We start from the raw sequence: 22,818 nt of genomic DNA, 5'->3' as shown, positions 1-22,818 counted from the left end.
GAATTAGGGAAAAGAAGCGGATTTATTTATTTCTTAATTAATTTACCAAAATGAGTTTCTTTACCTCCAATATTTATGGTATAAATATATATTCCTGACTCTATTAATTTGTTTCCGTTATCCTCTCCATTCCATTCAATTATATTTCTTCCATAAACACCATTTATAGAAATTGTTTTAACTAACTTCCCTTCTATTGAATAAATTTGGATTAATATTTTAGCTGCCTGATCTAAATAAACAAATGCTTTAGTTTTTGAAGTAAACGGATTGGGGAAAAACTTTAGAGAATTATTCTTGTCATCCATAAACTCTCCGTCACTTAATGTTCCACCATCACCTAAACTAGTAAAAGGGCTTAGCACTTGATAACAAATACTAGTTTCTTCAATAATTTCTAGTATTGCTTCGGCTTCAGAAGAACCTTCTGGGAAGGAGTAATAATCAATAAGTAAGCTTTCCATTTTAGTTTTTGCCCATAATTTTGGCAAAAAAGCATATCCTTCATTATTTTGATCGCTTAAATTAAAATCATAATTATATTCTACTTGCTGGTTAAATGCAGTTCCTGTTAATGTTAATGAAATATCCTGTGGAACCTCATACCTGCCTGTAAATACTAACTGTTGTCCCTTATATAAGTTAGGTAAAGGATCAGGATATACGTTATTGATAGCACCCACTGGATCCACTGTAATAACCGGGTTTAGTAAAACAGGGTTTCGTATAGTGAGGTAAAAATTTGAAATTATATCTACTATTTCATTATCGCCCAAAAATGTTACAAAACCATTATTCTGAACGGCTAATAGGGTTAGCAAATCAGTTGTAACATCTTCACCAATACCAAAAGTAAATAAGAATATCTCTGTTTCTATTTGATTGACTGTGTCCTCAGCTAATTGTAATATATTTTGAGTATTTGTTTCTCCTTCAGTTGCTCCTCCATCAGTGAAGAACACAATAATATTAGCTTTATCTTCTGCTCCTGCCTCAAACTGATTTATTGCAGTTACTAAGGATTCAGAAATATTAGTTGCCCCTAGTGCAACAATGTTCTCTATAAAATCTAAGGCTGCATTTGAATTTTGAATATTATATTCCACTAATTCAGGCTGGAACAATACAATATTATTATCAAAATCTATAACATTAAAGTTATCCCCTATATTCAAATTATTCACGATAAACTCTGAGGCTTCTTTTGCTTGAGCCATCTTGTTTCCCCCCCTCATACTACCTGATGAATCTATAATAAGCACAAAATTCTTTTCTATGACTTCAGTATTTGCATTTGATTCTGGTTCAACCACTAAACCAAAAAACCCATTCCCAAAATCGTCACATTCATTAACACCTTCCTCTAAAAGAGTACTAAAAGGAATCACTCCTAATTCATCTGATGCAAGTTGGTATTTAATTAGAATATCATTGATAGAAATAGCTTCATTTTCACTAATAAGAACAGTAGCAACGTTACCATCATTGGTCATGGTTCCTACATTATTAAACAACTCAACATCATCGATTGTTCTTTCAGAAAATAAGTTGAAATTTAGATTTTGGGCAAAAACAATAACATCAGATTGTATTGCTGAGTAATCGCTAGGGTATTCAAACGTTACTTCATCAAAACTATAAGGCAATAATTCTACGTATGATAATTCAACTTCAATTTCACTATTCTCAGCTATTTCTTCAATAAAAGCAAAATATACAGGAGTTGCACCCAAGTATGAGACTAAATTAGCATTGGGCGTTACCCCATCTCCATCTCCACCTCCTCCGGAAGGATCCTCCTCTATAAAAACAGCTACTTGCCATTCTCCTCCATCTACTCTCCATCTTAATTGAGTTACGGAAGCATTACCAGGTACAGGGAATGCATATTGTATTTCCTGAGAACCTCCCAAATCGTTAATAAAAATTTGACTAGTAATAACAGTAGAAATTTGATTCTGAACAGTGACGTCAATTTGTGAATTAACTAATCTTAGATATGTTCCATTTTCAATATCAGCAATAACTACTCCGCCATTAGCAAAAGTAAATTGCACAAAAAATAAAACTAGGAGTAATTTAAATAGATTCTTCATAACTATTAATTTAGGTTAAATTTACTAAAATAAAATTAAACGATATGGTTTATCAAGTTACAAATAAGGCTAAATATCATTGCGAAAAAGATCCCGCCCGACAAAATGATCCTTAACGCTACCGTTTTAATATGTTTCACACAAAATTGACAGTTTTTTCATATTTAATGTACGCCGTAAACTGCACAACTGCCATGCATTTGATGAAAATTAATCAATAAATCGATCGTTATGAAAAAGAACCTTTTATTTTACTCTATATCACTAACCCTATTGGGTCTTGCGGCTTGTGGAAACTTTACTAAAGGCGATCATGAAACAAATCAAGTAGCCAAATCAATAAGTGGGTAGATGGCGATCAATAATCAAGTTGAAATAAAAGTAAAAAAGAATGTCTTTACAGAATTTATCCATGATGTAGGGTCAAGGTTTGGGCCTATAAAAAAGAGGTCATAGCGAACGCATTATTTTTTGATGCTTTTTTTGATAAAGAACAATTAGAGGAGATCGAAACACTCAAATCTGTTACTGTTATTAGCGTTATTGATGACAAGCGATCAGATATACGAGAAATTGGCTATGGCAATAAACTCACAGATGCTCAATTAAAACTCCTGCATTCCTTAAATACGCTAACAATTTCTTGGTTAAGGCAGATTACAAAAAAAATCTTAAACAGGTGTATGAGAGGAAACGAATCCACACCCCATCTTACAATTGTCCCAGAAAAGCATACCAAATGAGTGCTAAGCAAAGAAATGCTCAAAGCATATCTAATACCAAATTATATTTATAATGCCGTATGAATAAATTGAATTATACTACGACGAAGCTCAGCACAGGTTTTTTGATTGATTGATTGAAATCAAAAATAACTAGCATAGCCTTAGCTACGGTAATTATTTTTGATGAAAAACAGGCGAAAAAAGCATGTGCCGAATTCGTTTCGGTAAAACGATTTATTGCGTCATTATAGGTCTAATTTGGTTTAATAGAGATTTCAGTGACCAAGCAACCATACAGAGTGCTATTTCTGGTTTGATTATAGAAATAGCATTAAATTTTAATAGATCAGCTTTTGAATCGCTCAAAAATTCTGGTAATTTGAGCAAGATTGAAGATTTAATTTACAATTATTATAGGTTGGTAGATAATATTGAAAATCAAGAAAATGATTTACTAAAATGGTGTAACGAGTTAGAATTGGAATTAAATAAAAATGGTTTTATGTATAAATGGTTAAAACTTGATACCAAAACACACCAAGATCTTACCAAAAAAATTTCAGTATATGATGACCAACTTTGTGAACATATTGGACATGGAATTATTATGAATATTTTATTTAGAGGAGGTACTAACACTACTTTTCTTACTCCACTTTATGAAGAACAAATCAAAGCGGGAAGAGAATTGTCTCAAGCTATTGAAAATTAAATTAATAACGAAAGCACATAACAAAGAACTGAATTATGTAAAGATGCTGTAAAGATTGGTAGTAAAGTAAAATACTTGAATAATGGTAAAGACCTTAAAGTTCAAATAGTTGAAAAGGAAATTAATAAAAATGAAAAGTCAAACGGAATTCAAAAAGTGAATATTAAATATCCGTTGGCTGTAGCATTAATTGGATAAGGGATTGGTGAAACTGCTAAAGTTCGAAATTTGGATAATTATATTGAGATTTTAGAAATAATAAATTAAGGAAGCCAACGCTAAAAACCATACACATTGTCAAGTCCCTCAAAAGTCAACCGCACGAGCCAAAACTTGTCAATAAGTATGCCTTTGACAACGCCTTGCAGAATGAAATAAAATAACGAAAGCCCAACAATGGCAAAAAAACATAGTGGTTTTGAACCTTAGCTAGCCAAATTTGGAAGTGATAAGATTATCCTTGGTACCGATTGTAATGATGAAAAAATTGCGATTAACGGATGGTAATAAGAAAGCAAACGTGAATTCATTCCGTTTATCAAAAAGTATATAAAGCAAGGTACAGCTTGGTATTTTATGCAGAAGGTTAGAAAATCAATGAAGAGTAGTCAAAAATACCCTCTAACTGAAATAGTTCATGTAGATGAATTTACTGTAGGAAGGAAAGAAGAAGGAAAGCAAGGCAGAAGCGATGATTCTAAAAAGAAAAAGACAGTAATAGCATTAGAATTAAACGTAAAACATCAAATAAAAAGAGTGTAGGTTAAGTCTATAGATGATTATTCAGCGACATCATTAACTCCAATATTTAAAGAACATATAAGTCCTTCAGCAAAAATAGTTACCGATAAATGAAGAGGTTATGCTCCGCTTAAAAAGAGCTATGATATAAACCAAAAACTAAGTAATAACCAGAGAAACTTTAAAAAACCACATGTGGTAATTATCCAGATGAAACCTTTGTTAAGGGCTATACCGACTCATGTTAGCAAATGGCCTGTGCAAAGCTATTTCGACGAATTCTGTTTTAGAATTAATCAATCTCAATTCAAACAAAGTATTTTTCATAAGACTATTGAAGGAATGGGAATAGCTAAACCGATTTATCATAAACTTATAAAACAGAGGCTAAGAGTGTTACTCAAAAAAGTTATATTTAGTTGTTGTATATCTATTTATTTTATTGATAATCAAGAACCTTAGCAACTTATCGTCTATGCATAAGATAGGGGTCATGAGTTTTGAGCGCTTTGTTTAGTGTAAAGGTAAATAGTAGATAATAATACAAATTACAAAGTTAAATATGAAAAAAAAGAGCTAAAATCTCTCTACCGTTTTTACATTTTAATGTCCTTAAACTAGAAAGATGAAAAAGTTTTTGTGTTTATTTTTTATAATGTCTTTATTTATTCAAGTAAATGCTCAGGATATTCCTAAGCGCTTTGCCTTTGCTAAAACTTATTTTGGTATCGACTTTAATTATGTCCCCAATTATGGAGAAAGTCAGTTTCTTAATGGTTTGGGACAGGAAGAGAGTTTTGAGCGGAGTGCTTACATCAGTCCTTCTATAAATATTGGGGCAACACACTTTTGGGGATATGCAGATATTTACATTTCTATACCAACTTCAAACCTTTTTTTGGAAGATGACACCGTAAAGACTAATACAGTTTCGGGAGCATTTACAGGATTTAGAGTTTATCCTTTACGGCTAAAGGAAAATGGCATAAGTCCTTATATAGGATATAAGTTTTCCCCTTTTAGATACAATCAAGAAAATTTAGATGGATCTCAATTTAAAACAACAAATGTAAAATCAACACTAGATATTGGAGTTGGCTATCGCTTACCCAATTTTTATTTTTACGCAGGATACAACAAACTTATAAATCCAGATATAGATGTTTATTTGTCAAGAACAGATGTATCAAGAACAAACCTTCCAACTCATTTTTTCAATGTAGGCATGAATTGGGTGATTGAATCCACCAACTCTGCTAATAATGATGTTAATCGTCATTTTAATGAGGTCTTTTCAAAATCTAATAAAAATGGTTTCTTTGTTGGAATTGGTCCTTCTTCGGCATTTCAAATAGGGTCCTCCGAATTTAACGACGAATTACGCCCTTTTTTAGATGCGAAAGCACAGTCAAGAATTTTCCCTGACTTAGCTGTAGGGTATCATTTTACAAAACTTGATTTTATAACCTCATTTGCCTTTAGACCTATCTCTCAAACTAGAGAAGCTTTTAACTTTTCACAAGAAGTAAATCGGAAAAGCTTAGTGTTAGAGGGTTTTAAATTTATTGGAGATTATCATGGTTTCGTTCCTTTTATTGGTGGCGGATTGAGTTATGAAAACCTAAGCTTAAAAGAGGTAGATAATGGACTGGAAATAACGAACATTACCCAACACAAAGTAACCCCTATACTAACTTTTGGTTGGGATATAAGACCAAGCAGAAAAGGAGATTGGTGGTTGTTAAGAACAACCTTAAGATACACACCCAACCTAGACATAAGTCATCTAAATAAAAATTTAAGCCTTCGACACTTAGAATTTAATTTTATTCAGTTTGTTGTTTATCCCCAAAGGTATCTTAAATATAGAAAATACGGCAAAAAGTAGAATTACGTGGTAGAATATTAGAAGTGCAAAAAAAGAGAATAGAGAGTAGAATGTAAAAAATTATATTTCGTTAGTGTACAACTGTTTATTTTATTAAAAACCAAGAAATATTTTCGGCCTTGTCTGACAACAGGTTTAATTGCGAGAGATAAAAGAGATGAATTTTAAGAGGTAAGTTTTTAAGAAAACAGCTTATTTTATTGAAAACAAAAACAATTGAATTGATTAGTAACGTTCTAAGAAAATAAGCAACGGCTACTAAAATAGGGCAGTCCATATTCGGTAGAAATGTGGGCTTTTCGCTCTACATTTTTTATCCAATGACAAAAAGCAGACAGAAATTCTGCCAAATTTTAAAGCCAGCCCCTTGGGTTCATAATAATAAGACGGAACTTTAAATAATCAATTATATTGATGACAGCAGTCGAACTTATAAGTAAAGTGTTCTTACCATTAGCTCTTGCTATAATTATGCTAGGAATGGGAATGACTTTAATTATTACTGATTTTACTAGAGTAATAAAATATCCCAAAGCCATTTTAATTGGTCTTACCAATCAACTTATCTTTTTGCCTCTTATTGGATGTTCACTAGCTATAGCTTTTAATCTAAATCCCGTAATGGCAGTTGGATTAATGATTTTAGCAAGTTGCCCTGGTGGTCCAACTAGTAATTTGATAACTCAAGTTTGTAAAGGAAATATTGCATTATCGGTCACTTTAACTGCTGTTGCTAGCCTTGTAAGTATTTTGACAATACCCTTTATTCTATCTTATGCTTTAGAGTATTTTGGCAGTAACACAGAGGCTACAATTAAATTACCCATAATTGATACTCTATTACAAATAATGGGAATAACGGTTATTCCCATTTCATTAGGAATGCTCATTCGTAAACACAAAACCAGTTTTGCGAAACGAATGGAAAAGCCAATGCGTACAGCCTCAACAGTAATTTTTATACTAGTTTTTATCGCAGTATTAGCTGCCAATGCAGATAAATTAATAGATGGAATGAAAGAAGCTGGACTAGTCACATTAGTCCTTAATATCTCGACTATGGGATTAGGGTATCTCACCGCTAGGTTTTTTAAATTAAATTTAAAAAACACCATTTCAATTACAATTGAGAGCGGCATACAAAACGGGACCTTAGCCCTTGTCATTGCAACGTCTATCTTAAATAATGTAGAAATGGGTATTCCGATAGGAGCTTATGCGATATGGATGTTTCTTACAGCAGGAGTTTTAATGTGGCAATTAGGAAAGATACCTAATTCAAATTCTGAATAAAAAAAACGGGGGGCTAATAAAGAACTAAGGTAAAAAACAACTCTATAAATATTGAACACAGTGAATAATTAATCGCTTTAGCAAGTGCTTATCTGGTTCGTATTTGTTTACTAATTTAGTAGAATAACCTTGTATCTAATCGTAAACATCAAGTTGTTGTGCATTTATGAAACTTAATCAAAAAATAACCTCTATCAAGAAAAGCAAAAATGAAAAATAGTATCCTTCTTACAATAATTGGTATGACAATTTTGAGTTGCTCACAAAATGATGACGATTCTAATACAAGCTTAATTGGACAATGGAATTGGAAAGGTTCCTCTGGAGGAATAGCAGGAACTACAGAGACTCCTCAAACAAGAGGAGAAAACAGAAAGCTTGAAATTTCGACTAACTCAATTAAAAGTTATCAAAATGGAACTTTGAATTTCCAAACTAAATATTCGATTGAAGTCCATAAATCCTTAATATTTAATGAACCTCGGGAGATGATAATTCAGGAGAATGGATTCAGACAGATTCTTAATATAAGTGGGAATACCTTGATATTAATTGGAGATTGTACCGACTGTTTTACGAGCAAATACACAAAAGAATAAAAAAGAGACCACGACAAAGAAGCTTATAATTTATTGCTCGTCCTAGCCTACTTAAGAATCCCAAAGCGTCAGGACTCGCAGATTTTCTACCTGCAGGTAGGTTCGGTTTTTGTTTACTAAATTGGGTGCTTAAACACTCGATACTCGGTGAGAATATAAGCTTTTCGCTCTACATTTTTTATCCGAGGTCAAATAGAAGACAGAAGTTCTGCCACATTTTAAAGCCGGGCTATTGGGTTTTATACGATAACACGGAACTTTAAATAATCAATTATATTATGACTGCAGTCGAACTTATAAGTAAAGTGTTCTTACCATTAGCTCTGGCTATAATTATGCTAGGAATGGGAATGACTTTAATTATTACTGATTTTACTAGAGTAATAAAATATCCCAAAGCCATTTTAATTGGTCTTACCAATCAGCTTATTTTTTTGCCTATTATAGGTTTTTCACTAGCTATAGCTTTTAATCTAAATCCCGTAATGGCCATTGGATTAATTATTTTAGCAAGTTGCCCTGGTGGTCCAACTAGTAATTTGATAACTTAAGTTTGTAAAGGAAATATTGCATTATCGATCACTTTAACCGCTGTTGCTAGCCTTGTAAGTATTTTGACAATACCCTTTATTCTATCTTATGCTTTAGAGTATTTTGGCAGTAATACAGAGACTACAATTAAATTACCCATAATTGATACTCTATTACAAATAATGGGAATAACGGTTATTCCCATTTCATTATGAATGCTCTTTCGCAAACACAAAACCAGTTTTGCGAAACGAATGGAAAAACCAATTCGCACGGCCTCAACCGTTATTTTCATCCTAGTTTTTATCGCAGTATTAGCTGCCAATGCAGATAAATTAATAGATGGAATGAAAGAAGCTGGACTAGTCACATTAGTACTTAATATCTCGACTATGGGATTAGGGTATCTCACCGCTAGATTTTTTAAATTAAATTTAAAAAATACCATTTCAATCACAATTGAGAGCGGCATACAAAACGGGACCTTAGCCCTTGTGATTGCAACGTCTATCTTAAATAATGTAGAAATGGGTATTCCGATAGGAGCTTATGCGATATGGATGTTTCTTACTGCAGGAATTTTAATGTGGCAATTAGGAAAAATACCTAATTCAAATTCTGAATAAAAAAAACGGGGGGCTAACAAAGAACTAAGGTAAAAAACAACTCTTTTCTACTTTAATTTGAAACACTAGTACTCTAGGCTCATGGATTCATAAAACTGATTCTTTGAGTTTTTTTGTAGTGTTTTTCTTCTAACCTATCTAGATAAAATGGGAATTTTCAACTCGATAACCAATGGGTTTTTGCAAACCCGTTGGTCTTCCGATCCAAGGGGATTGTAAAGCCATTGGAGGCCATTAAGTATCTCCAAGATTTCACCGTTTATTAAAGCATGCTTTAATCTTAAAACTTTTATGATAATAAAAAAATCACTAAGTTTATTCTGTTAGGAAATGGGCATAACACAACTTGTTTTGTTATACTTAGGTTGGCAACAATCAAACGGAATTATTACAAATAGAAATTTGAGAAATGAAATTTAGCATAAAACTACTGCTGTTTGTCTCGTTTGCCTCCTTATTAATTGGATGTTCTCAAGAAAATAAAACTAGTATAACCGCAGCCGATATACTTGGAAATCCTGATTATTTGGCATTTTCGTACGGAGGATATAGAAAAAACACGAGGGAGGCCGTTCCAATGATTAAGGAATTAAAAGAGGATATGAAAATATTATCTGCAATGGGAATCAAATTAATAAGGACTTACAACACTCAACAATTTGGACATACGGCTAATCTCTTGCAGGCTATTAAACAATTGAAAGACGAAGATTCAAATTTTGAAATGTATGTGATGTTGGGGACTTGGATAGAATGTGAAGGTGCATGGTCTGCATCTGCCAATCATAATGCCGGAAATGTAGAAAATAATACGGCAGAGATAGAGGCTGCAGTAAAAATGGCCCAGACATACCCGGATATATTAACTTCGAATCAATAGTTCTTTATTTATAGTTAAATATTTCGTATATTTATAGATGGAAAAAATAGACTTAAGGAGTGTTTCTGATCAGGAAAGAGGTATAATTCGAAGGGATGCTGTAAAAATGATAAAACGTGGAGATAAAAAAAAAGACATAGCTCTGTTTTACGGTGTTCATGTAAATACTGTTAGAGATTGGTGGAAGCTTTACAATAAAGAAGGTCATAAATCTTTGTCTTATCAAAAACGAGGAGTCAAATCAGAAGATCGAAAACTACTCAATAAAGATCAAGAAGCTGCAATCCAAAAAATGATTATTGATGTAATGCCCGATCAACTAAAGTTAGATTATGCTTTGTGGACTACAAGGGCAGTAAGGGATTTGATAGCAAGAGAGTTTAGTATTACAATCGGAAGAAGAGCTGTCGGTAATTATCTCAACGCTTGGGGATTCACGCCTCAAAAGCCAAAAAAGAGAGCTTATGAACAATGTTCCAAAAAAGTTCAAAAATGGTTAGACGAAGAATATCCAGCAATAAAAGAGAAGGCAAAACAAGAGAAGGCAACTATTCATTGGGGGGATGAAACGGGTGTAAAAAACAATAATCATCATGGACGTTCCTATGCTCCAAAAGGAAAAACTCCTGTTAAAAAACATATGTCGAAGCGGTTTTCAATCAACATGATTTCTACAGTTACAAATCAGGGTTTAATTCAGTTTATGATATATAAAGAAAATATGAACTCAGATGTATTTATTCAATTTTTAGAACAGCTCATCAAATCGCAAGAAACCAAAGTATTCTTAATCCTTGATAATTTACGAGTCCATCATAGTAAAGTTGTAAAGAAATGGGCGGAAGAAAATGGCGAAACCATAGAACTATTTTACCTGCCATCATACTCACCTGAGCGAAACCCAGATGAATATCTGAATTGCGATTTAAAGTATGGACTCTCGGATAAACCGGCACCAAAAACACAAGAAAAAATGAAAGAAAATTTAGAGAATCATATGAAAATGCTTCAAAATGATAGCGAAAGGGTAGCAAAATATTTTAAACATGAGAGCATCAAATATGCTGCATAAAATTAAAGATCTTTAAGTGCGAGGTTAATAGTAAAAATCATTGCAGTGGGGAATGAGGCGATGGTGCAATGGGCCATCAACTATTTTGTCTACCCAAATATCATTCTCAAATGGGTGGATTACCTCAAAGAATTGCGAGATAGTGGAAAAATTTCAACAGGCATATGGATAACGAGTTCTGATAACTACGAATCGTGGGGAGGAGGAGCAAAAAGCTATCAGACGGATGAGTTAGAAGCATTGATAGAGGCTGTTGATTTTATATCACTCCACACCTATCCTTTTCATGATTCACATTACAATCCTATATTTTGGGGTGTGCCAGAAAAAGAAGAGGATCTAACTAAACGGAGACAGATTGAGGCTGCAATGGGTAGAGCAAAGAATTATGCTATTTCTCAATATCAAGCAGCAGTCAATTATATGGAAAGTCTGGGAATTCATAAACCTATTCACATTGGTGAAACAGGTTGGTCAACTCGTGCTAGTTCCTCTTATGGAGCAACGGGTTCTAAAGCTGCAGACGAATACAAGGAAAAATTATATTATAAGCACATGAGAGATTGGACAAACACTGAGGATATCTCTTGTTTCTATTTTGAGGCTTTTGATGAGCAATGGAAAGATCAGGGAAGTGCTTTAGGGTCAGAAAATCATTTTGGACTAATCAACCTAAAAGGAGAGGCAAAATTTGCATTGTGGGAGATGGTAAACGAAGGCGTATTTGAGGGATTGACCCGAAACGGTTTACCTATTACGAAAACCTATGGTGGTAATAAAAACAAATTAATGGAGGATGTTCTTTCACCTCCATTAAAAAGTGAAATGGGATTGCTTGAAATCGCTACTGTAAATGAAGATAGAAAAATTGGTCAACGTGTAACTGAACGTAGTTATTTGGTGGTTCATGAAACCTGGGTTCCAGAAAGTAAAAATGACATTTCATATCCCAGTGAAAAGCTGAAACTGAATGCTTGGGAGGGAACATGTGGCATTGAAATGTCACAAGATGGAATCATAGAAGTTAAAACTGGAACTGGAACTGGAGCATGGTGGGGATGTGCATTAGAGATAGCCGGAGGAAAAGGAGAAAATCTTTCTAATTTTAAATCGGGGAAATTGAATTTTGAAGTAAAGGGAAACACCCTATCCTCTTTTCAAATAGGTTTTCAAACAGGATCCTTTGCGGAAGGAACTCAAACAAATAATCAGATTACTTTTAATCAAAAGAGCGGCTACTCAATTACAAAGGAATGGATATCCTATTCCATTCCGATAACTGAACTCTATCAAAGCGCAAATTTAAGTGACGTAACAGCCCCTTTATTTTTTAGAGGGGAAAAGGATTTTGATGGTAAAGACATCTATATAAAAAATATTTACTTTTCAATAGACTGACAGTTTCCAATAACTAAGTATTTGGCTCGCCAATTAGCTAAAGCTTAATACTGTGCTGACAAAACCAGTTAATTCGGCTTCTGTGTGTAAAACATTGAGTCGAGGGAGGGAAGGATGGTTGGTCTCCTCCATTTTTTTATGTCAAAAAAAGGATAAATTCCTATTACGATTAACTTCAACATGCAGTCATCCCTAATGCCCTTAAAAGTAAGACACTAGTAGCTTCCAGCCCACAAAACCTATCAACTATGAAGATCTATACTTCAAAAATCAAGACTTCCGTTTTATAAATTAAACGTTCCTCCCTAGCACGTGTCTTGATATTCAGTTAAATAATGACAACTCTTTAGTAATAAGTCGGTTAATTAATACCTTTACAGCAAATATTGGATTAGAAGCAGGATATGCAGAATTATGACATCATAGAAAAAAAGTTAGAACGGTTTATAAAAAAGTTCTACAGTAATCTTTTAATAAAAGGTGCCTTGCTTTTTGTAGGGATCAGTCTCTTGTTGTTTATTTTTATCTCTGCCTTGGAGTACTTCTTATGGTTTAGCTCTGGCCTTAGAACTTTTTTGTTTTGGACCGTCCTCGCCATAGAACTGCTGTTGCTTTTCAAATTGATTTTAGTTCCCGCAGGTCAGCTTTTCAAAATCTCCAAGGGGATCAACTATTCAGAAGCTTCAGATTACATCGGTACTCATTTTCCAGAAGTCAGCGATAAGCTAAAGAATATCTTACAACTTAAAGCTCAGGGCGCCCAAGGCGAGCTTTTACTCGCCAGTATTGAACAGAAATCCAAAGACTTAAAATCTGTGCCTTTTCAGGTGGCTATTGATTTTACACAAAACCTAAAATATTTACGACTTTTAGCCATTCCTGTTCTTATCCTCTTAGCGATATGGATCTCTGGTTTAGGCGATTCTTTTTCGTCTAGCTACAAGCGCCTCGTCAATTACGATACCGCTTATGAGCCACCAGCTCCGTTTCAGTTTACTATACTCAATCCGTCGCTTCAGGTCGCCAAGGGAAAATCGTTTCGACTCAACGTAAAAACATTAGGGGATATAAAACCTGAAGACGTTCAGATAGAGATAGAAGGAGAAGCCTATAGCCTTATAGAAGAAAAAGGTGTTTTTTATTATACCTTCAACTCTGTAAACGACTCTAAGCGCTTTCAACTCAAAGCCAATACCGTCGTTTCTAAGGTTTATGAATTATCAGCTTTGGATATCCCTATTCTAAAGGATATGGAAATGAGGCTAAATTTCCCTGCTTACACCAATCAGGCTTCCAAGACAATCTCTGGAACTGGAAATGCTTCTGTACCAGAAGGGACCGACATTGAATGGATTATTTCAACCGAGACCACCGATCAAGTGGTGTTTAATTTAAATGAAAAACAGATCGAATTTGAGTCTTCCAATACTGAATTCAGTTTGACACAAATTCAGAAGACATCGGTAGACTATTCTATATCTACCTCCAATTCTAATTTTAAAAACTACGATGTTCTCAATTACAGCATAGAAGTCATCAAGGATGAGTTCCCCAAGATAGTTTTACAGGAAAAAAAGGACAGCTTACTTCTAGAGCAGTCTTATTTTTTCGGTAAGATTACCGACGATTATAGGTTAACTGAACTACAATTGATCTATTACTCTACTAGTAATAAAGATGTTACGACTAAAAAAGAGATAGAAATTTCTAAAAGTAATTATGCTGAATTTTCTTATGCGTTTCCAAATGAAGATATAGATCTGATGGCGGGGACCGACTATTCATACTATTTTGAGGTGTACGATAATGATGAAGTGAATGGTAGAAAATCGTCCAAGTCTAAAGTATTTTCTTACCGCCAAAAAACAGAGCTTGAAGAATCTACTGAAAATCTAAAGCGACAAAACACGGCTGTTGAAAAGTTATCTGAGGAATTAAAACAGCAAAAAGAAAGCAACGCAACTCTCCGTGAGCTCCAAAATAAACAGAGAAAAGAAAAGAATCTGGATTATACAGAAAAGCAAAAGCTAGATAATTTCATAAAGCGCCAAAAGCAGCGGATGGAAATGATGAAGAATTATAGCGAACGCTTAAAGGAAGATTTTAAAAAATTGAATCCTGAAGAACAAGATAAAGCAAAAGAAAACCTAGAAGACCGACTAGAGAAAAACCAAAAACAAATTGAAAAAAACCAAGAGCTCTTAAAGGAATTGGATGAGTTACGAGATAAAATCGATAGAGAAGAACTCAATCAAAAGCTGGAAAATTTCGACAAGGAATCTAAAAAGCAAGAGAAAAATTTGGAGCAACTTCTGGAACTAACCAAGCGATTTTATGTTGAAAAGAAAACTGAAAAGCTAGCAGAAGAACTTAAGAATTTGGCTAGAGAACAAGAAGACCTCTCTGAAGCAGAAGAAAACACCTCTGAGGAACAGGAAAAACTCAATGAAAAATTTGATAAACTGAAAGAGGACTTAAAGGAATTGGAAGAGAAAAACGAAGACCTAAAAGCCCCTATGGACATAGGAAGTGATAAAGCTCTAGAGGAAGAAATTGACCAAGACCAAGAGGAGGCTAAAGAAGAGCTAGAAAGTAGCGAAGAAAATAGTGAGGACCCCGAAGAAAGCGCTTCACAGAAAGAGAAGGCCCAAGAAAAGCAGAAAAAAGCCTCTGAAAAAATGAAATCTCTATCTGAAAAAATGCAACAATCTATGATGTCCTCGAGTATGGAGCAAGCTGCTGAGGATGCAGATATGTTGAGACAGATTTTAAACAATTTGATCCTTTTTTCTCAAGAACAAGAAGGACTTATGGAAAGCTTTAAAAGCATGTCTAATTCCAATCCTGCCTACGCCTCCGAGCTTAAACGACAAGCAGAGCTCAGAGAAAACTTCAAGCATGCAGATGATAGCTTATATGCCTTAGCGATGCGAACACCAATGATTACAGAAGAGGTGAATAACAAAATATCCGATATCAATTTCAATATTGAAAAGTCTTTAGAACGCTTGGCGGAGAATGAAGTGAGAATGGGAACGAGTAGTCAGCAATATACCATGATGTTTGCAAATGAATTGTCGAGCATGCTAGACGTCGCTTTGGATCAAATGAAAAACCAGATGAAAGGGTCTGGTAAACCAAAACCAAGTGGTAGCCAGCCGGGAGAACAATTGTCTGATATTATCAAGTCTCATGAGGAGCTTCAAAAACAAATGCAGAAAGGCAAATCTAAAGGTCAGGGAGAATCTTCAAAACCTGAAAAGGGAGGAGAGAAAAAAGGTGAAAAAGGGAAGAGCGGAGAAGATTCTGAAGGTGGCGAAAAAGGAGACGGCGAGAAAGGAGAGGAAGGAAATAATGAAGATGGAGAGGGAAGCGGTAAAAAGAAAGGATCTCAACAAGGAAATGAACAGATGAGCGGAGAAGTATATCAGATTTATAAACAACAGCAAGACTTAAGAAATCAGCTGGAGAATGAAATTAAACGTTTAGGTCTGGACGGAAATACCAATGAGCTTACAAAAAGTCTAGATCGTTTGGAACAAGAGCTTTTGATGAAGGGATTTAGCAATGATTTATTACAGCAAATGGATGCTGTAAAACACCAACTCCTAAAATTGAAGAAAGCGGCAAACCAACAAGGTCAAGATGAAGATCGCCAAGCTAAAACCAACAAAAAAGAATTTAATTCGAACTCTGAACCTTGGGTTGAGAAAGCTAAAGAATATTTTAACACAACCGAGATTTTAAATAGACAACAATTACCTTTGCAACCTCAATATAAAAAACTGATTAATATTTATTTTGATGGCAGATCTAATTAATTTTTATAGCACTACAGATTTCGATATTTCTAATCAAGAAGAGTATCGGTTATGGTTGTTATCGGTTATCAAAAGTGAGCAAAAAACCCTAGGAGAATTAACCTATGTTTTTTGTTCTGACGAGTATCTGTTGGATATCAATCAATCTTATCTGCAACACGATACATTGACGGATATTATCACGTTCGATTATACAGAGGGGGATTCTATCTCAACTGAAATTTATATCAGTATCGATAGAGTTAAAGAAAATGCTGAGGAATTTGGTGTGGACTTTGAAAAGGAACTTAAGAGAGTCATGGCTCATGGTGTTTTACACTGTTGCGGTTATAAAGATTTAACCCAGGAGGAAAAGGATCTAATGAGAGCTAAAGAGAATTTAAAAATAGAATTGTTCCACGTGGAACAAAAATAGAAGTTATGTTTAAAGATACGTATGATGTTATAGTAGTTGGCGCTGGTCACGCAGGAAGTGAAGCAGCAGCAGCAGCAGCAAATATGGGAAGTAGCACCTTGCTAGTGACCATGAATTTGCAGAACATAGCCCAGATGTCTTGTAATCCAGCTATGGGAGGAATTGCTAAGGGGCAAATCCTAAGGGAAATTGATGCCATAGGCGGGTACAGCGGAATTGTTTCGGACACAAGTGCTATTCAATTTAAAATGTTGAATAAATCTAAAGGACCTGCGATGTGGAGTCCAAGAGTTCAAAGTGACCGCATGATGTTTTCACAACACTGGAGAGAGAAACTGGAGCAGACTCAAAACTTGGATTTTTATCAAGAAATGGTTTCTGGACTTATGGTGGAAAAGCACAAGGTAGTGGGTGTAAGAACATCACTAGGATTAGAAATCAAAGCTAAAACGGTCATATTAACCAATGGTACCTTCTTAAATGGTTTAATTCATATCGGTAATAAAAACTTCGGGGGTGGTAGAGCAGGAGAAAGAGCTTCCACAGGGATGACCGCTGAACTTATTGAATTGGGTTTTGAAGCTGGCCGAATGAAAACAGGAACTCCTCCAAGAGTAGATGGAAGATCACTGGACTTTTCTAAAATGGAAGAACAGCCAGGGGATGAAAACCCATGGAAATTTTCTTATTCGAGCGAAACAAAGCCTTTAGAGAAACAAAGAAGCTGCTGGATGACTTATACCTCTCCAGAGGTACATAACATATTAAAAGAAGGTTTTGATAGATCTCCTATGTTTAACGGAGCCATACAAAGTACGGGGCCACGCTACTGCCCAAGTATTGAAGATAAAATACACAAGTTTGCAGATAAAGAAAGACATCAAATGTTTGTGGAACCAGAAGGATGGAATACCATTGAGTATTATGTTAATGGATTTTCTACCTCTTTACCAGAAGACATACAGTATAAAGCCTTAAAACTAGTGGCAGGATTTGAAAATGTAAAATTCTTTAGACCAGGCTATGCGATAGAGTATGATTATTTCCCACCAACACAATTAAGACATACCTTAGAAACTAAGCTTGTGGAAGGTTTATATTTTGCAGGACAAATCAATGGAACAACCGGTTACGAAGAAGCAGCATCTCAGGGCTTAATGGCCGGTATGAATGCAGCTCTTAAAGTACAGGAAAAGGAAGATTTCATACTCAGCAGAAGTGAAGCTTACATCGGTGTATTAATTGATGACCTCATTACTAAGGGAACAGAAGAACCCTATAGGATGTTTACGTCGAGAGCAGAATACAGAACGTTATTGCGTCAAGATAATGCTGACTTTAGATTGACTGGGAAATCTTTTGGAGTAGGTTTAGCGTCTTCGGAACGTATGAAAGTGATGGAGGAGAAGAAGAAAAAATCTGAGACTTTTGTGGAGTTTTTCAAAAATCAGAGTGTCACTACAGATGAAATTAATCCAATCTTAGGAAGTAAAAAATCCTCTAAGGTGGATCAACAAGGAAAACTTTATAAAATATTAGCCAGACCTAATATCGTTATGGAAGATATGCGGAAATTAGAAAGCGTCAAAAAACATATTGAGGAAAACAATCTAGGTAATGAAGTACTTGAACAAGTAGAAGTGCAAGTAAAATATGCTGGTTATATCGAAAAAGAAAAACTGAATGCTGATAAATTAAACAGACTTGAAAATGTAAGAATCCCTGAGCATTTCAATTATAATGGATTGAAATCTATGTCTCTTGAAGCTAGAGAAAAACTGACTAAAATTAAACCTAGAACAATCTCTCAGGCTTCACGAGTTAGCGGTGTAAACCCAAGTGATGTTTCTGTCCTTTTAGTACATATGGGAAGATAATGTTCCACGTGGAACAATGCGTATGGATGTAACGGGGATGATCATAAAAGATGAAGCTTTTACAAAGGAGAGTTTTAAACTCGAAAGAGATAAATTAGGAGTTTTAGCAACTAAGCCTAAGCCTAAGGACTTAACTAAGTACTACGAGTTTGAAGACTATATTTCTCATAAAGAAAGTAGTAATTCTTTAGTGGATATAGGTTATGATCTGGTAAAGTCTTTGATGTTCAACACAAAACTAAAGATCTTAAAGCGTAACCAACCAGATATAAAATCGGTGCTAGATTATGGATGTGGTACAGGTGAATTTGTGTCTTATTTATCAAAAAAAGGGATTATAAGTAGTGGTGTCGAACCCACAAAAAAAGCCTTTGACCAAGCAGAAAAAGCTGAAGTTAAAATCTATAAAAACTTAAAAAAGGTTGAGGGAACTTTTGACGCTATTACATTATTTCATGTTTTGGAACATGTTGAAGATTACCTTAAAGTACTTGAAGACTTAAAAGCCAAATTAAATCCAGGAGGGCTATTGGTTATTGCAGTACCAAATTATAAATCTTACGACGCTTCTTATTATAAAGAAAAATGGGCCGCTTGGGATGTACCAAGACATTTATGGCATTTTAAAAAACAAGATCTCTCAACTATTGCACACCTGCTAAATTTAGAAATAGTACAAATAAAGCCGATGTTTTTTGATGCCTATTATATCTCAATGATTTCCGAATCTTATAAGGGAAACCATAAACTAAAAGGCTTGTATAGGGGGTGGGAATCAAATCAACAGGCAAAAAAGTCTGGAGAATATTCTTCCAATATTTTCGTGATGAAGACCTCTAAATAATTTAACAAGTAAAATAAAACTAACTTATTTTAATTCAGAGAAATAATATGTGAGCAAATTATCTGGAGTGTAATTGGTTAATTGATGATTGATGATTCAAATTTTCAAGATAAGTTAGTTAGTATTAATTCGGCTCAAATAAAAATAGGAATACAGCGCAGGAAGTTTAGTATGAACAAACAATAAAGAGGAAAAGGAATTATAAACTTGTATTCAAACAATGACAAATCTGGAATGTATGCAACGGGTAATTTTGAATCAACTACAGCATTAAACATAGAAAGAATAATTGTTTAAATATTTAATAATGGAGAAATTGGTGCCATTGATATAAAAGGTGTAGGTGTATACATTTATTCAAATATTGAAGGCGTCAATGTTCCAAGTGGAGATCCTAAACAACCAAGAACAGATATAAGTAAAGAAATTGATTTTGAAATTGATGGTGGAGGATTCGAGATTATAGATGCCGGAAAAGGTGCTGTAAATTTATCAACCTCTACATACTAGTTAATATTAACTCCTAGCATAAACAATCTTTCAGGATGTCGAGCGTAGAGTAGATTTAATCAATATGATGCAGAAGTTGGTTCGTATTTGTTATTAACATTGATCATTTGATTAACCCAGCAGATACTTTTGGAAGTAGTTGTAACTCATAGAATTTTTATGTTGCATTAGGCTTTGGTATTTTCAGTACTGCATTCACTATTGGATGTGAAGAGAATCTGTCACTATATAGCAATGTAGAAGAATCTGTTTCTGTATATCCTAATCCAGTAGAAGATGTGCTTAATCTTCAGATACTATCTATTTTAACTGTGGTTTCGAATTTTAACTAAAATATAATAGATCAAAGAATTAATGTCACTGTAACAAATAACCAAAATTAATGTATCAAATTTATCTCAACGCATTCACATCTTAAAACCTACATTCAAGTCATAAGTAACGCATAAACTATTTCTAAAAATTCTTAAAATAAAGTTTCTTAAGTACTAAATTTTGTAGAGGACTATTCATAAATAATTAACAGTTTTTTCTTTTTTAACGACTTTGTGATATAATATTAGCAGAGGTTAGGGAGCCCTCAGGAAATGAAGAATTGTAGGTTCTAAAAGCAGTACAAACATTAATTTTAATAAAAATTCTTTGTATAAAAATTAAAAAAAGAGTTTTAAATAATTAGTATATGGATTTGCAATCAATTTTTATTTATTTAAACAAAATAAAACTTTGAAAATAAGATAATTTATGCTATAATTGTGTATAATTTAAAACCAAATAAAATGAAAAAAATTACTTTAAGTTTAATGGGATTATTGGCCTTTGGAGTATCTAATGCTCAGCAGGAGTTAGTTACAGTTGCTACAGGTCAAACAGGACCCCAAGTTGTATCGGACGCAGTTCTTTATGATCAACAACCAGGAGGCACATCAGGAATTGTAAACTTATATTCGAACGATGACGAATCTGGAGTGTTTGCAACGGATGATTTTGAACTAACAACAGCATCAGATATAGGAAAAATCACTGTTTACGGATTTAATAATGGAGGCAATGCTGTAATTGATATTACAGGAATAAATGTATACATTTATTCAAATATTGAAGGTATCAATATTCCAAGTGGAGATCCTACTCAACCTGGATCTGGAATAGTTGAAGTAGTTGATTTTGAACTTGGTGGTGATGGTTTTGAGGTTGTGACTGGTGAAGGAGGTGCTCTAAATTTAGTTGTTGATATACCGGTATTAACTGGAGAGGTTGTTACTCTAGATGCTGGTTTTTATTGGATAGTAGTAACTCCGAGCATGAACAATCTTTCAGGTTATCCAGCGGATAGCAGATTTAATCAATATGGTGCAGGAGTTGGAGAAGGTTTTGGTGCTAACGATGCTCATTTGATTGACCCTGCAGATCAGTTTGGAGGTGGATTTACATCTTGGACTTCTTATGTTGCTTTAGGCCTTGAATTCTTCAGTACTGCATTCACTATTGAAGGAGAAGAGAATCTTTCACTATATAGCAATGTAAAAGAAGCTGTTTCTGTATATCCTAATCCAGCAGTGGATATAATTAATCTTCAAATGCCTTCTGTTTTAACTGTTAATTCTGCTGTTATCTACAATATGATAGGCCAAGAAATTAATGTGTCTGTCATAAATAACCAAATTAATGTATCAAATTTATCTCAAGGTGTTCACATCTTGAAGCTAGAAACTAACCAAGGAACTATTTCAAGAAAGTTCTTGAAAAAATAAAGTTTCTTAAGTATTAGATTTTATAAAACGGCTATCCTTGAATGGATAGTCGTTTTTGCTTTTTTAAAGGCTTAATAATGTGATATTGTAAAGAATGGAGTAGTTGTATAAAATAAAAAATAAAACCTCTTAGAAGTCACGGTAGGCCTTAATTTCAAATAAGTCTTTCTTATAAATATTTAATTTGGATAATAATTTCTTATTGTAAATTTTGGCAAAAGGCTCATTTACTTTTTTACATTTGTCAAAATTTAAAACCTTATGAAAAAAATACTATTTAGCTTAACACTAGTTGCTTCCCTAATGTCTTGTCAAGGAGAAAAAACGGCTTATGTCGATAACACAGTCTTGATTCAGGAATACAGTAAAATGAAAACTACTGAAGCAAAATTTGAGAAAAGAAGTCAAGCCTTATCAAATGAACTAGATTCTATTGCAGCAATATTTCAACAGGAAGTTCAAGAGTTCCAAAGTAATATGAAAAGCATGTCTGCTCAAGGAAGAGAAAGACGTCAAGGTGAGTTAGTTCAAAAGCAACAAATGCTTCAACAAAGACAACAGCAAAAAGGTCAGATGCTGAGACAAGAAAGCGATCAAGCCATTGACTCTTTAATTGCTGAAGTCAAAGAGCACGTTGGTAATTATGGAAAAGAAAAAGGGTATGCTTATATCTTCGGTTCTAATGAATCCGCAAACATTATGTATGCAAAAGAAGGCTTGGATATTACAGAGGATGTTTTAGAAGTAATTAATGGTCAAGAAAAAGAAAGTGAGTCTAAAGAAAAAGAGTCTGTGGAGAAAGAAAATACAGAGAAATAACACCAAATTAATTTTATAATGTTGAACAAATAAATTGAAATGTACTTCGACGTAACTCAGCACAGATTTTTTGATTGATTGATTGATTGAAGTTAAAATAATTAGCATAACTTTAGTTACGAAAATTATTTTTGATTAAAAGCAGGCGAAGAGGAACCGATTTATTACAATAGTATAGATTTAAAATGGAATAGAACCTAGACCTTATTTAAGTAAT

15 protein-coding genes and 2 pseudogenes are annotated in these 22,818 nt (G+C 33.9%); 16 read left to right on the top strand and 1 reads right to left on the bottom strand.

Annotated features, from left to right (window positions below; genetic code table 11):
* Positions 1-26: 26 nt before the first annotated feature.
* On the bottom strand, positions 27-2,096 hold the full coding sequence (locus P700755_RS08750) for a VWA domain-containing protein (RefSeq protein WP_015024316.1): 2,070 nt from the start codon (positions 2,094-2,096) through the stop codon (positions 27-29).
* Positions 2,097-3,026: 930 nt separating this feature from the next.
* Between P700755_RS08750 and P700755_RS08745 the strand changes: the two genes are divergently transcribed.
* The 16 genes and pseudogenes from P700755_RS08745 to P700755_RS08675 all read left to right on the top strand — a co-directional run bounded on the left by P700755_RS08745 (position 3,027) and on the right by P700755_RS08675 (position 22,601).
* Complete coding sequence (locus P700755_RS08745) at positions 3,027-3,533, top strand: hypothetical protein (RefSeq protein ID WP_015024315.1); 507 nt, start codon at positions 3,027-3,029, stop codon at positions 3,531-3,533.
* A gap of 549 nt (positions 3,534-4,082) precedes the next feature.
* Positions 4,083-4,670: pseudogene (locus P700755_RS08740) on the top strand (IS1595 family transposase); the annotation flags it as partial.
* Positions 4,671-4,899: 229 nt separating this feature from the next.
* Positions 4,900-6,162 (top strand): hypothetical protein, encoded by a 1,263-nt coding sequence (locus tag P700755_RS08735; protein ID WP_015024313.1) that lies wholly within the window; start codon positions 4,900-4,902, stop codon positions 6,160-6,162.
* 414 nt (positions 6,163-6,576) lie between these two features.
* The gene (locus tag P700755_RS08730) at positions 6,577-7,455 is read left to right on the top strand and encodes a bile acid:sodium symporter family protein (RefSeq protein ID WP_015024312.1); all 879 of its coding nucleotides are present in this window, start codon (positions 6,577-6,579) and stop codon (positions 7,453-7,455) included.
* A 209-nt stretch (positions 7,456-7,664) separates the two neighbouring features.
* Positions 7,665-8,054: a hypothetical protein gene (locus P700755_RS08725; RefSeq protein WP_015024311.1), complete on the top strand. Its 390-nt coding sequence runs from the start codon at positions 7,665-7,667 to the stop codon at positions 8,052-8,054.
* 278 nt (positions 8,055-8,332) lie between these two features.
* Positions 8,333-8,800: pseudogene (locus P700755_RS20690) on the top strand (bile acid:sodium symporter family protein).
* A gap of 39 nt (positions 8,801-8,839) precedes the next feature.
* A complete protein-coding gene (locus P700755_RS20685) occupies positions 8,840-9,211 on the top strand; it encodes a bile acid:sodium symporter family protein (RefSeq protein WP_245536030.1) in 372 nt (123 codons plus the stop codon).
* Between the two features lie 409 nt (positions 9,212-9,620).
* Positions 9,621-10,091, top strand: a complete 471-nt coding sequence (locus tag P700755_RS08715; protein ID WP_051007954.1) for a hypothetical protein — start codon at positions 9,621-9,623, stop codon at positions 10,089-10,091.
* A 37-nt stretch (positions 10,092-10,128) separates the two neighbouring features.
* Complete coding sequence (locus P700755_RS08710; RefSeq protein WP_015023751.1) at positions 10,129-11,163, top strand: IS630 family transposase; 1,035 nt, start codon at positions 10,129-10,131, stop codon at positions 11,161-11,163.
* 45 nt (positions 11,164-11,208) lie between these two features.
* Positions 11,209-12,561: a glycosyl hydrolase family 17 protein gene (locus P700755_RS08705; protein WP_245536029.1), complete on the top strand. Its 1,353-nt coding sequence runs from the start codon at positions 11,209-11,211 to the stop codon at positions 12,559-12,561.
* Positions 12,562-12,965: 404 nt separating this feature from the next.
* On the top strand, positions 12,966-16,382 hold the full coding sequence (locus tag P700755_RS08700) for a DUF4175 family protein (protein ID WP_015024310.1): 3,417 nt from the start codon (positions 12,966-12,968) through the stop codon (positions 16,380-16,382).
* Positions 16,366-16,797, top strand: coding sequence for an rRNA maturation RNase YbeY (ybeY, locus tag P700755_RS08695; protein WP_015024309.1), 432 nt, complete (start codon positions 16,366-16,368; stop codon positions 16,795-16,797). Before P700755_RS08700 ends, ybeY begins: the two co-directional genes overlap by 17 nt.
* Before the next feature lie 5 nt (positions 16,798-16,802).
* Positions 16,803-18,674, top strand: coding sequence for a tRNA uridine-5-carboxymethylaminomethyl(34) synthesis enzyme MnmG (gene mnmG / locus P700755_RS08690; RefSeq protein WP_015024308.1), 1,872 nt, complete (start codon positions 16,803-16,805; stop codon positions 18,672-18,674).
* A gap of 16 nt (positions 18,675-18,690) precedes the next feature.
* Positions 18,691-19,518 (top strand): class I SAM-dependent methyltransferase, encoded by an 828-nt coding sequence (locus P700755_RS08685; protein ID WP_015024307.1) that lies wholly within the window; start codon positions 18,691-18,693, stop codon positions 19,516-19,518.
* 1,289 nt (positions 19,519-20,807) lie between these two features.
* Positions 20,808-21,782 carry a T9SS type A sorting domain-containing protein gene (locus P700755_RS08680; RefSeq protein WP_015024306.1) on the top strand — a complete coding sequence of 325 codons (975 nt, stop codon included), beginning with the start codon at positions 20,808-20,810 and terminating at the stop codon, positions 21,780-21,782.
* Between the two features lie 261 nt (positions 21,783-22,043).
* Positions 22,044-22,601: an OmpH/Skp family outer membrane protein gene (locus P700755_RS08675; RefSeq protein ID WP_015024305.1), complete on the top strand. Its 558-nt coding sequence runs from the start codon at positions 22,044-22,046 to the stop codon at positions 22,599-22,601.
* Positions 22,602-22,818: the final 217 nt, after the last annotated feature.

Source organism: Psychroflexus torquis ATCC 700755 (assembly GCF_000153485.2).
Lineage (GTDB): Bacteria > Bacteroidota > Bacteroidia > Flavobacteriales > Flavobacteriaceae > Psychroflexus > Psychroflexus torquis.
Note: the sequence above shows the minus strand (reverse complement) of the source record. Positions and strands in the feature narration are given on the sequence as shown.